Origin of the sequence: Chryseobacterium pennae, assembly GCF_003385515.1 — a bacterium.
GTDB lineage: Bacteria > Bacteroidota > Bacteroidia > Flavobacteriales > Weeksellaceae > Chryseobacterium > Chryseobacterium pennae.
Genome location: NZ_QNVT01000010.1, coordinates 38,424 through 50,875, shown reverse-complemented (window position 1 = coordinate 50,875; position 12,452 = coordinate 38,424). Strand labels below are relative to the sequence as shown.

Sequence of the window (12,452 nt, the reverse complement as noted above, 5' to 3'; positions counted from 1 at the left end):
CCATGAAAAAGCTATTGTTCATCTTCTCATTATTTTTAGCATTTTTTGTTAAGGCTCAGGAAAAAATAATGATAAAGAAAAATGAAATAACCATTCCTATTGGCAAAAAAGTAATGCTGAACCCTCAAACAGAAGGTAATAAAATAGTAAATTTTGAAATTACAGATGAACAAAGCATTACTGATAAAGTGGATATGATGGATCTGTTAAAAAACTTTAAGAAGGATAGCACTACTGATAATAGCATTGAATTTATTTTTTCAGAGGCACAAATGATGAATACCCCGTATTTCATTCTTAAAACAATACAGAAAACAGGTAAAAAGATGACCTTTAAAGCTAAAATAAGATTAAAAGGAAGTCCTTTATACTCATCAACATCTATTATACCCGTTGTCAATAATGCTATTTCTTTAGAACAATGGCAAAATAATATTGATTCCATTTTCCTGTATGATTTCGTATTGCAGGATTAAAATAGAATTTGCGTAATCTCGTACCACATCGCAGAGGTAAAAAATCCTACAATAATGCTGACACCAATAATCAGGTTGGTTAGCTTTGTATTGAGCCTGAACTGTTCTGCAATGATACTGGAAGTCACCAACGTTGGCATTGCTGCTTCAAAAACTGTGATTTTAGCCACATCTCCTTTTATTCCGAATAATAAAGCCATTCCTAAAACGATAGCAGGAGCCAGAATCAGTTTATATAACATGGAAGCAGACATCTGAGGTATCAGTTTTTTCCATCCGTTGAACTTCAGCTGTAATCCTACTGAAAACAATGCGAGTGGACTTACGGTAGCTGCCAGTTTATCAAAAAGGGGTTCAGCAAAAGTTAAATCTATAAATTGAGACAACACCAATGCAGAGATACAGCCTATTAATGGTGGAAATGTAATCAAACGCTTAAGGATAAATACTGCACTCACCTTTCCGGACTTACTTCCACCTTTTACAGCAGCGATAATTCCTAATGTTGAAAGGGCAAAAAACATAGTTTGGTCACAAATAATAGCGATACTTAAAAGTCCTTCACCATAAAAAGCACTGATTAATGGAAATCCGATGAAAGAGGTATTACTATATCCACTGGCTAATTCCAAAGTACTCCTAGAGCGCCTTGAATATCCCCGGCTTTTACTGTAAAACATTACATAAAAGAAACAGAATACAGAAATTAAAAAGGTGGCAGCAATCGGAAAAAGCATTTCCGTTGTCCATTGTACTTTGGGCAGGTATTTAAATGAAACTGCCGGCAGAGCAAGATAAAGAATCCAGGTATTGATCCCCTTATGGGCATCCGGGTGGATAGATTTTGTTGCTTTGAATATCATTCCTGCAATAATGCACACTGCAATCAGAACAAAATTTACCATAACTATAACGAAATATGATGCAAATTTACGGCTGATTTTTGAGGTGAGAATGGAAAAGTGTCACTTTTTGATCACAAGTTCCATTCATTGCATCCTATTCTATTTGCTATAGTATTTATCTACCTATTTCTCTGACCAAAATTCATATATAAAATATTCATTTTATTTTTTCATTTTAGACTTTAGAAGCTCAAGATACATTTCGTGGTTAAAATCTTTTAAAATACTACTTTCAACTCCTTCCTCAATTGCATTTTTAAGAAGTTGAAGTTTAATTTCTTCCTCTTCCAATAATCGTAACCCAGCACGAATAACCTCACTCACATTCTTATACCTACCTTCAGAAATTTTATGATCTACAAAATCTTCAAAATAATCTCCCAAAGAAACAGATGTATTACGCCCCATAATATTCTGATTTTAAATTTAATACATCAAATTTATCAAAATTTGGTAACTTTCGTGGTATTGAATTTACCAATTTTGGGTAATTTGTTTTACTCTCTTCTTTACAAAGTATCAAATAAACTCATTACCTCAACTTTATCTAAAAATTTCGAAAGGGTAATTCTTTTGGATGTTCCCGGTAACAGATCAAAGAAATTATCACTGAAATGAGTGTCGCCAATCAGGTATACGTCTTTTGCCAGAACATCTGTAGAAACTTCAATTTCCGTTGGGGATACCTCTTTAATTGTGATTTGAGGTTTTGAAAGTTTCAAATCTTTTGGACTCTTAAAGAAAAACAACTTTTCGTGCTTTGCTGAATTGTTATTGAAATAAACCTTTAATACAGTTTTTGACAAATCGAATTCTGAAAACTCTCTTTTCGAAATATCAAAATGTTTCTCGCTCGAATTGGCTGGCAATTTGTCAAGAGCATCTATTCCCCACAGAAATTTACCATTAAAGTCAAATAATTCGGCTCCGGAAACGCCTTCATACTCTTCAATAAGGTCATTAATAAAGTAGATATCATAAGTTCCCTCTGTTTCTACTACTGATGGTAACACAGGCTCGTAACTTCTTTTTGCCTGATAGTGAAATGCCTTCCAGTTTCCTGAATAATCAACCGAAGACCATGAAACCACGGGCCAGCAATCGTTGAGCTGCCAATATAAAGTTCCCATATTATAAGGTTTTGCCCGGCGGTGCGCTTCTATTGCAGTCTGCATTCCTCTCGCCTGCAATAATTGGGAAACGTAGTTGTATTTTACAAAATCGGCTGGGGTTTTATAGTCCCTTTCCATGTATTTATTGATGATCTCCCAGCCTCTTGCATGTTTTTCATGAGCTTTAATGGTTGAGTTCTTAAGGCTCAGATCCGGAACACCCGAAAACATTGATTTTGTAGTTTCCAGAGTGGGCATTCCCTGAAAACCATACTCAGACATAAAACGGCCTACTTTTTCATTATAAATTTCAAAGGGTTGTTCTCCCCACCAGACCCCCCAATAGTGGGAATCTCCTTCTGTAAGACTTTCTTTATGCCCCCATCCTATTGACGGAGAGCTTGGCCAATATATATTTTTATCCGGACTAAGATTTTCTTTCAATGTATTGGGAATAACTTCATGAAATAATTTTTTATAATCTTTCCAGACCTGTAGCGAATCTGCTTTTGAATATTTAAACTGCTTCTGGTATCCCCAATTGACGATGGCTTCATCAATTTCATTATTGCCGCACCATAGCGCGATAGAGGGATGATTCTGAAGTCTGTTGACCTGATCTTTTACTTCTTCTTTTACATTCTCCAGAAACTCATTGTCTGCCGGATAAAAGCTTCCTGCAAACATAAAATCCTGCCACACCAGAATTCCGTTTTCATCGCAGGCTCTATAAAACTCTTCGTCTTCATAAATACCACCACCCCAGATCCGGATCATGTTCATATTGGCTTCTTTGGCTGCTTTAATCAGTTGCTGGTATTTTTCCTTCGTGATTCTTGGAGAAAAACTGTCTGCAGGGATCCAATTTGTACCTTTGATGTATAAAGGGTCTCCATTGACTTTAAAAGAGAATGATTTTCCTTTTTCGTCTTTTTTCTGAACAAGTTCAATATCCTTAAGCCCATAAGTAACTTTAATCTCACGAATAATTCGACCTCCTTTCTTATACAAAGTAATTTTTGTTGCATATTGGTGAGGCTTCCCCCTTCCATTAGGCTGCCATCTCTTTGGATCCTTAATACTATAAGGAAGTTTGATGGTATTAAATCCTTTATTAAGGTGGAATTTATGCATTCCTCTATTTAAGTTAAACCACGTAAAATATTCGCCTTCTTCTTCAGCAAAAATGTTCATATTAAATGATATCTCAGCCAATGTACTGGTGAGAGATTTTTGCTGAACCTGAATGTTCTTAACCTTTGCATTTCCCCAGAATTCCAGCTTTACATCTTTCCAGATTCCAGCTGTTACCAATCTTGGTCCCCAATCCCATCCAAACTGATATTGAGCTTTTCTTACAAAACTTCGTGGTGATTCAGGCATCGTAAACGGAACTTTTTTTGCCAGCTCTTTACCTTCATGAACAGCAGACTTAAACTTTACCTGTAGCAGATTATCTCCCAGCTTTACATATTCTTTCACCGGGATCTCCCACTTTCTGAACATATTATCTGTTTTCTTCAGCAGTTTGCCATTAAGATAGATTTCTGAAAATGTATCCAACCCGTTAAAAACAAGATCAATATTTGTAAAATCAAATTCTTTGGATAAAATATCAAAATGAGTCTGATAATCCCAGTCTTCATTCTCCACCCATTGAACTTTCTTTTCATTTTCGTCTTTGAAAGGATCCGGAATAAGCTTATTATTCATCAGATCCAGATGTACCGTTCCCGGGATCGTCGCTGGAAGCCAGTTTTTATCTTTTGAATTTCTGAACTGCCACTTTTCAGAAGACAGACTTCTTTCAGCATACTGTGCAAAAAGAACATTCTGAATGAGAAGAAAGGCAAAAAATAGAGTTTTATGCATTAATGATTTTATTTACAATTCGATGGATTCCATATTTAATGAGTTCACTGTTAAAATTAATAAGAAGTCCGAGTTTAAGATCAGTCTGCCTTAAATAAGTTAATACCTGAGCATTGAAAATTGGATGTAATTCCAATACAGATTTAACTTCAACAATTACTTTGTCTTCTACAATAAGATCAATTTTATATGCATTTTCTATTGCTATTTCTTTGTATTGTAATGGCAAAACAACTTGTTGTTTTACATTAAGGTTTAAAGTTCTTAATTCGTAAGCCAAAGCTGTTTCATATGCGCTTTCTAATAATCCAACTCCTAAATTTTTATGAACCTCTATAGCTGCACCTATTATTTTGTAAGATAATTCGTTTTCGGTCATTTGTGTGTGTTTTATTAAACGCAAAGTTTTTATTTTGAGAATGCATTATTTTAAGTGAGCAAAGAAGGAATCGATTTGCAATCGATTATGATGAAGCGAATGTTATCCACAGCTTATTCAGCGGCATTGCCACATTACTTTGCTTCCTTAAAGATATAATGATATACCCAATAAAACTTTGCGTTTAAATTAATTCTAATACCATTTAGTCTTCAAAAGAAGATAATAGAAGTTTGTTATTCTGAGGAACAAGGGATCTCTGCAATGTTTTGAGGTTCTTCATTCAGTTTTGCTCCATTCAGAATGACAAATTAACTATATAATGATTATTTATTCTTCAATGCTACCACCTCATCAGGATTTGCAAAAGACCCGCCATCTGTAATTGCTGAAGAATGGAAATATCCAGCTTTTGTAGCTTCTCTGATTCCTTCAATATTTGAGGAACGAAGACCACCGCCTACAAGAATTTCAATTCTTCCATTGGAAAGAGCAACTAATTTTTTCAGGTTCTCTTTCCCCTCTGAAACATTGGGTTTCTGGCCTGATGTGAGAATGGTTGTAAAACCGCACTCAATTACTTTTTCTAAAGATTCTTCCAAACCATTTGCTCTGTCGAAGGCACGATGGAATGTACAGGGAAGCGGGGATGCCAATTCTATGAGAATTTTATTCTGCGCTTTATTCACCTCATCATTTTCATCCAGAATACCGAATACAAAACCATCAACATTTAATAATTTCAATGCAGTTAAGTCGGTTTTCATCTGCTCAAATTCAGTATCTGAATAGGTAAAATCACCTCCTCTTGGGCGGATCATCACAAATATTGGAATATTTATTTTCTCTCTTAAGCTTTTTGTAGATTCAAAATCAGGAGTTGTTCCTCCTTCGCTCAATCCGGAACATAATTCTATTCTGTCAGCTCCATTTTCAAAAGCAATGATCGCTGATTCAGGATTAAAGCATGCTATTTCTATTTTTGACATGGTCTTTTTTTATCTTTTAATTAAATTCAGGAGTATCTTGCAGTACATCGGCAATCAGGAAGGTGTTATTTTCCTTACTCACCCTAACTTTGACAGGATATACAGCTTTTAATGCTTTATCATTAAGAACAACATCAAACAAATAATTGTTTTCATTTTCAGAAATCAACTGACATTTGGTTACCTGTACTTTATCCCAGTCCTGTCCCGCGATTAAGAATCCAACGCCTACACCCGCTTTTTGAGTATCGAACTTTCCTTTCCATTTATCATTGAATTCTTTTTGTGTAAGGCTTCCGTCAACATCCATATCAACACTCATGGCATCACCTTTATAATCGTAATATTCCTTGGTTGTTATTTTTTGCATATTCTTATCCAGATTGCCAAGATCTGATTTAAAATACTCTTCAATACTTTTTTCTACCCATTTTTTCGCTTCTTCTGCTTCATTGACCTGAGGCTTAGTTTCCTGAACTACATTTTCCTTTACTTCCGGTTCCGGTTGGGTTGCTGCTTCTTTCTTTTCTTCTTTACATCCTATTATTAAAAACAGGGAAGCGATAATCGTTCTTTTCATATTCTATCTGTCTATTTTTTTGGCGGTGCCACCTATATTTAGTTTCAATTTATTGGTTTGTATAAAGGTGCAGGTAAATCAAAGATTTCCTGTTTTTTTCAGCCACGAATGCACGAATAAATTCATTAGTGCATTCGTGGCCATAAGAAAATTGCGTATTATTTCACTGCAAATTCTGGAGTTTCAAGACGGTTTCCTTTCTGGTCGTATACCGCAAAGTTAAATCCGTCCTGAATGCAATAAGCACCATATTCTCCTTTTTTATTGATGGCAATAAAACCTACCTGAATGTCCTTAAGGTTTTTATTTCTTCTCTGATTGATCTTCACAATTCTGTCTACCGCTTCCTTACAGGCCTGCTGCGGATTTCTTCCCTGTCTCATCAGTTCTACCACAAGATGTGTTCCCACGGTTCTTATGACCTCTTCACCATGTCCGGTTGCTGTTGCCGCTCCTACTTCATTATCAACAAATAAACCAGCTCCAATAATAGGAGAATCTCCTACTCTCCCATGCATTTTGAAAGCCATTCCGCTGGTGGTGCAGGCTCCGGAAAGATTTCCATGGGCGTCAAGAGCGATCATTCCTATAGTATCATGATTTTCGATATTGGCAATGGGTTTATATTGACTTGTTTTCAGCCATTCTTTCCATTCTTTTTCGGATTCCTGAGTCAATAAATTTTCTTTTTTAAAACCTTGTGAAAGGGCAAACTGTAATGCTCCGTCTCCTACCAACATGACGTGAGGCGTTTTTTCCATCACTGCTCTGGCTACGGAAATCGGATTTTTGATATGCTCCAGACATGCCACTGAACCGATATTGTAATTATCATCCATAATACAGGCATCCAATGTCACCCTGCCATCCCTGTCTGGGCGTCCGCCATAACCAACACTCCTTTCTTTGGGGTCTAATTCTACCAAACGGACTCCTTTTTCAACAGCATCCAGAGCTTTTCCTCCTTGTCCAAGGACCGTCCAGGCTTCTTCATTCGCTTTGATTCCAAAATTCCAGGTAGAAAGAACGATGGGTTGATTGGCAACTGTATTGTTTTCAGGTAATTCTTTCGCCATTAAATCCAATGGATTTACAGCCAATGCTGCGGTTGCGATTCCCAGTTTTTTGATAAAACTTCTTCGGTTATTGTTCATTGTATATCAAAATTATAGTATCAACAAATCTAAAAAAAACTTCTTTGAAAACCTTGGTATGGCTTAACGAATATCTGTATTCAATTTTTAATTATCTTTACTGCTGTAATGGACCTATTTAAGACTTTCAGAAATATTGTTTTCTTTCAGGAATTATCTGATGAGGAAATTAATGTTTTGATCAGCATCAGCACTCCCAGACTTCTTCAAAAAAAAGAAAAACTGGCAGAGCCCGGGCAGTCTTTTAATCACTTATTTATCCTTTCCAACGGATTACTGAGATTTTTCTTTGATGACGAAAACGGTATTGAAACTAACCTTTTTTTACCCTCAGAAAAAGAAGTTGCCATTATGGAGAGTCCGGAATCCTTTTCGGGAGAAAGTGAAAGAAAATATACGATTGAAGCTGTTATAGAATCTCAGATCTTTTTATTTAACAAAACTGAATTTGAAGAATTGGCATTCCAACACAGGGGAATTTATAATGCTTATCTAAAATCTTTAAAACAGATCATCAACACATTAAAGGTACGCACCGAGCAGCTTTGCTCTACCTCTCCTCATTCACGATATGAAGATTTTCTGGAAACCCGTCCTTTCACTTCTCAAAATGCCAACAGAAAGTATATTGCTAATTTTCTGGGCATTACTCCCAACTCACTTTCAAGGATGACTGCAAGGGTTCATAAAAAAAGGAACGAAAGAAAAAAATAACTTAGGAATACTTTTTCTCACTTTATTCAATCTATTTTTGCTTACTCAAAATACTGTTACACAAATCATTAAAAGCAAAATGAGAAAGATATCATTTACAAAACATTACCTATTATAGAAACATTACGAGGACTTTAAGCTAGCCGGCTGATATTGATTAACGGCTCGGTTACCATGTTTTACATTTCATTATACCTTATACAATTATATTATGCAAAGAATATTCATCCTTCTCTGCCTGTTACTTTCATGCAATTTTGTTCAGGCCTCTACAGGCGGCATAGAAGACCATATAGCTGATGGTGCATCCTGGCTCATTCTACTTGTTTTACCTTTTGCCGGGATCTATCTTTTCTGGAAAGTTCACATTTATCCGGAGAAAGTAGCCGAAAAAAAGAATCACCCTCAGCTCAACGCCATAAAAAGTATGTGCCTCCTTTCCCTTGTTTTTGGAGGCCTTTTATGGCCGGTTGCTTTAATCTGGGCCAATTATGATTATGACAATCAAAAGCAATCCAAAAATGACCCTGACATTCCTGAAGAAGAAAAAGAACTAAACACAATTGAAAATTAACCGATATGCTAGAACTACTCATTGCCATATATGCCGGGATTTGCTGGCTTCTTATCAAAAAATTAAAATTAATTCCATGGACGTTTACCACTCAGGTTGTGGTATACTCTCTTCCAATTTTTGGGTCTATAGCTTTAATATTAAGTCTTAACTACTACTGTCCCATCACTTCCGATGTGAAAGTAGGAAACAGAAGTGTAGATATTACTACCCAGGTTCTGGGAAAGGTAAAAAAGGTATATGTAAAGACCAATCAGGAAGTAAAGAAAGGTGATACCTTATTTGTACTGGACAGAGAACCTTATATTCAAGAAATTAAATCACTGGAAGCGAAACTCAGCAATATGAAAGCTACGGTGAGCTCTTACAATACAGATATTTCTGCTTCCAGAAAAAACATTACGGGTTTGCAGTCACAGCTTGACCTGGCTAATAAAAGAGTCAGCCAATATAAAGAATTGGTGGAAGCTGGTGCTGCCAACAAATTTGATCTTGAACAGGCAATGACCAATGTTCAGGATTTACAATCCCGTATCAGTGCTGCACAGTCTCAGCAACAGTCTCTTGAAACAAAGTCTAATGCCTCTTACAATGGAGAAAACTCTTCAGTATCTGAAATTCAGGCAAAACTGGATCAGGCAAAATGGAATCTGTCGCAAACGGTTGTTTTAGCTCCTACAGATGGTGTTATTCCCAATGTTCAGCTTAATGAAGGAGCAATAATGGCCCCTTTTAAATCTGCCTTTGTTTTGATTCAGAAACAACAGTCTGTAATTGGTTTCTTTGCACAAAATGAACTTGAAGCTGTAAAAGACGGAGATGAAGTAGAGCTGGCTCTTAAAACGGAACCGGGAAAAGTGGTTAAGGCTAAACTAGAATACGTTATTGACGCTACCAGCCAGGGAATCATGAACAATGCCGGAGGAATGCTTGGAGGAAATGGCTCTACTGCAGGACTTCCTGATACTGCCAGACAATTACCGGAAACAGACGGAAAACTGATTGCCAAGTTTATACTGGAGGACAATCAAAAACAATTAACTGTTGGAGCCAGAGGAACGGCTGTTATTTACTCGGATCATATTAAACCTTTACATCTTATCCGAAAAGTAATGGTACGCATCAACAGTAAAATTAACTTCCTGATTCCAAAACTTCATTAATATGTATAAAAGATTCATCATGGCAGGAATTCTTGTTTTAAGTGTAAGCTCATGCATAGGCTACAAAGAACCTACCAAAGAAAATATAGCCCAATTAAAGGAAAATAGTGAAGTGGCATCTCACATTACCATTCCAGATGATTGGATTTTTGACCGGAATGCTAATGCAAGATCGCTTTCTTATGACTGGGTTACAGATCTTAAAACGCCTCAGCTGGAAGCTCTTATTAATGAAGGGATGCAATATAATGCAGATATTATTATCGCTAAAGAAAAGCTCAATCAGATTGAGCTGGCTATGGAAATTGCAGGAAGCAATCTTTATCCGAGTGTGAGTGCTGTTGCCAATACATCCAATAATCTGGTGAGTGAAAGCCAGATTCGCCGTCTTGCATTGAAAGCCAATTGGGAAATTGATTTGTGGGGTAAAAATAAATCAGCACAGATGGCCAGCACCAGCGATTATTTTTCGGCTAAACATCAAAACATACTGTTGCATCAATCCATAGCTGCTATGATTGCAAAGGCGTATTATCTCAATATTACCGGAAACATTCAGGAAGATATGATTAAAGGGTATATTCAGAAGACAAAGGAGCTTGAGAAAATATATGCTGTTCAGAAAAAAGTAGGAACAGCCAATGCTCTGGATTTATCTAATATTGCTGCTGAAATTATTTCTTTGGAGGGTTATCTTGAAAAGATCAGAAATGCCAATACTCAATCCAGAAGATCTCTTGAGCTTCTCACCGGAAAATATCCTGAAGGAAAGCTGACGACCCAAAACTTTTTCAATCCTGTACATCATACTATTCCTTCTTCTTTTCCATTAGAGCTTTTGGAAAGCAGAGCGGATATACAGGCTTATCATTTTCAGATAGAAAAAGCTTTTTATGAAGTACAGCAGGCCAAGGCAGCGAGGCTTCCCTCTCTAACTATAAACTCTTCCTTAGGGACAGCAGGCAGTAATGTAGAATCTATCAATTCTATATTTTCCAATCCTCTGCTCAGAGTCGGTGGTGGATTGGTCTCTCCTATTTTCAATAACGGAAAACTGAAAAAGAATGTAGAAATAAAAACTTCTCAGCAAAAGCAGGTTGTAGAAGAATATTCAAAGGCAGTTTTGAATGCGTTGAATGAAGTGGAATCATCATTAGCGAATCTGAACTCTATTGAAAAGCAGAGCGATTTTAACCGTAAGGCCATCAATGAACTGAAAAATAATATTAATCTTACTCAAAAACAAATTAAAGTAGGAACCAATAACAGTTTTGTGCTGATCCGGAAGCAACGGGATCTTCTTAAAAATGAAATGAACCTCATCAATCTGGAGCTTCAGGACAAAATGGAACGCATCAACCTTTATATGGCTCTGGGTGCAAAAGACTTCATATTTTCATAATTTTATACTCAATAAAGACTGCTGAAATATCATCAACAGTCTTTATTTATTCAGTTAAATTAGCCTTAATGTGGGAGTTTATCTCTGAAATATCCATACACCCAGGTTCCGGCAACAGCACTTAAAAGAGTGACAGATACAGCCAAAGCTCCTGTTCCTATCTGAGCAAACAATGGTCCGGGACAGGCTCCGGTAATGGCCCAGCCAAAACCGAAAATCAATCCTCCATAAATCTGGCCTTTATTGAATTTTTTGGGTGTTAATGTTATGGGTTCACCATAGATTGTCCTGATATTGAATTTCTTAATCAGCCACACTGAAATCATCCCTACCAAAACTGCACTCCCGATAATTCCGTACATATGAAATGATTGCAAACGGAACATTTCCTGAATTCTGAACCAACTGATAACCTCAGCTTTCACAAAGATGATTCCAAATATGATTCCTGCTGCCAGATATTTTAAATTGTAATACCATGGATGCGCCGGGTTAGTTTCATTGATACAAACTACATTTTCTTCTTGTTCTTTTATCATTGATTTGATTCTTAAAAAAATTAGACTTACAGGGAAAGGATCATAGGCAGGATAACATTAGCCATTAAAAATCCACCGATCATGAAGCAAATAGTAGCCACCAAAGAAGGCCATTGCAGATTGGAAAGCCCCATGATCGCATGTCCGCTGGTGCATCCACCGGCATATCGGGTTCCAAAGCCTACCAGAAATCCACCTACAACCATCATGATGAATCCTCTTAGGGTCAAAAGACTTTCAAAGTTCATAAGCTGAGTGGGAACAAGGTTAGAATAATCTGTAATTCCATACCCTGCCAATTCGGCTTTCAGATTGGGATTAATCGTTATTTCAGCTGGATTAAGCAACAAATGAACAGCAATCATTCCACCGAAGAAAATACCCAATACAAAAAACAGGTTCCAGGCTTCCTTTTTCCAGTCATATTTAAAAAAGTTAACATTAGCGGGGATACAGGCTGCACAAATATGCCTCAGTGAAGAACTGATTCCAAAGGATTTATTTCCCATGATCAGCAAAGCAGGGACAGTTAATCCAATCAAAGGTCCCGCTATATACCATGGCCACGGTTGTTTTATAATCTCCAACATATC

14 protein-coding genes are annotated in these 12,452 nt (G+C 36.6%); 5 read left to right on the top strand and 9 right to left on the bottom strand.

Annotated elements, in window-relative coordinates; genetic code table 11:
• The first annotated feature begins 2 nt into the window (after positions 1-2).
• Positions 3-476, top strand: coding sequence for a hypothetical protein (locus DRF65_RS12000; protein WP_115971000.1), 474 nt, complete (start codon positions 3-5; stop codon positions 474-476).
• Here the strand turns inward: DRF65_RS12000 and DRF65_RS11995 are convergent.
• From DRF65_RS11995 to DRF65_RS11965, 7 genes are all read right to left on the bottom strand, one after another.
• Positions 473-1,381: an AEC family transporter gene (locus DRF65_RS11995; protein ID WP_115970999.1), complete on the bottom strand. Its 909-nt coding sequence runs from the start codon at positions 1,379-1,381 to the stop codon at positions 473-475. The genes DRF65_RS12000 and DRF65_RS11995 overlap by 4 nt on opposite strands.
• A 162-nt stretch (positions 1,382-1,543) precedes the next feature.
• Positions 1,544-1,789, bottom strand: coding sequence for a type II toxin-antitoxin system ParD family antitoxin (locus tag DRF65_RS11990; RefSeq protein WP_115970998.1), 246 nt, complete (start codon positions 1,787-1,789; stop codon positions 1,544-1,546).
• Between the two features lie 101 nt (positions 1,790-1,890).
• Positions 1,891-4,365: a beta-mannosidase gene (locus DRF65_RS11985; RefSeq protein ID WP_115970997.1), complete on the bottom strand. Its 2,475-nt coding sequence runs from the start codon at positions 4,363-4,365 to the stop codon at positions 1,891-1,893.
• Positions 4,358-4,744, bottom strand: coding sequence for a GxxExxY protein (locus tag DRF65_RS11980; RefSeq protein WP_115970996.1), 387 nt, complete (start codon positions 4,742-4,744; stop codon positions 4,358-4,360). Before DRF65_RS11980 ends, DRF65_RS11985 begins: the two co-directional genes overlap by 8 nt.
• Positions 4,745-5,070: 326 nt before the next feature.
• Positions 5,071-5,733, bottom strand: a complete 663-nt coding sequence (locus DRF65_RS11975) for a copper homeostasis protein CutC (RefSeq protein WP_115970995.1) — start codon at positions 5,731-5,733, stop codon at positions 5,071-5,073.
• Positions 5,734-5,749: 16 nt separating this feature from the next.
• Complete coding sequence (locus DRF65_RS11970) at positions 5,750-6,313, bottom strand: hypothetical protein (protein WP_115970994.1); 564 nt, start codon at positions 6,311-6,313, stop codon at positions 5,750-5,752.
• 158 nt (positions 6,314-6,471) lie between these two features.
• Positions 6,472-7,467, bottom strand: coding sequence for an isoaspartyl peptidase/L-asparaginase family protein (locus tag DRF65_RS11965; protein WP_115970993.1), 996 nt, complete (start codon positions 7,465-7,467; stop codon positions 6,472-6,474).
• Between the two features lie 108 nt (positions 7,468-7,575).
• Here DRF65_RS11965 and DRF65_RS11960 point away from each other — a divergent pair, with 108 nt between their 5' ends.
• The 4 genes from DRF65_RS11960 to DRF65_RS11945 all read left to right on the top strand — a co-directional run bounded on the left by DRF65_RS11960 (position 7,576) and on the right by DRF65_RS11945 (position 11,320).
• Positions 7,576-8,181 carry a Crp/Fnr family transcriptional regulator gene (locus DRF65_RS11960; RefSeq protein ID WP_123319807.1) on the top strand — a complete coding sequence of 202 codons (606 nt, stop codon included), beginning with the start codon at positions 7,576-7,578 and terminating at the stop codon, positions 8,179-8,181.
• A 211-nt stretch (positions 8,182-8,392) separates the two neighbouring features.
• Positions 8,393-8,755 (top strand): DUF3302 domain-containing protein, encoded by a 363-nt coding sequence (locus tag DRF65_RS11955; RefSeq protein WP_115970992.1) that lies wholly within the window; start codon positions 8,393-8,395, stop codon positions 8,753-8,755.
• Positions 8,756-8,760: 5 nt separating this feature from the next.
• Positions 8,761-9,918, top strand: a complete 1,158-nt coding sequence (locus DRF65_RS11950) for an HlyD family secretion protein (protein WP_115970991.1) — start codon at positions 8,761-8,763, stop codon at positions 9,916-9,918.
• Between the two features lies 1 nt (position 9,919).
• Positions 9,920-11,320: an efflux transporter outer membrane subunit gene (locus DRF65_RS11945; protein WP_115970990.1), complete on the top strand. Its 1,401-nt coding sequence runs from the start codon at positions 9,920-9,922 to the stop codon at positions 11,318-11,320.
• Between the two features lie 65 nt (positions 11,321-11,385).
• On the opposite strand, the gene DRF65_RS11940 is transcribed toward DRF65_RS11945, so the two are convergent.
• Both DRF65_RS11940 and DRF65_RS11935 read right to left on the bottom strand, forming a co-directional pair.
• Positions 11,386-11,859 (bottom strand): DUF6691 family protein, encoded by a 474-nt coding sequence (locus DRF65_RS11940; RefSeq protein ID WP_115970989.1) that lies wholly within the window; start codon positions 11,857-11,859, stop codon positions 11,386-11,388.
• 26 nt (positions 11,860-11,885) lie between these two features.
• Entirely contained in the window at positions 11,886-12,449 is a 564-nt protein-coding gene (locus DRF65_RS11935; protein WP_115970988.1) for a YeeE/YedE family protein, read from the bottom strand.
• Positions 12,450-12,452: the final 3 nt, after the last annotated feature.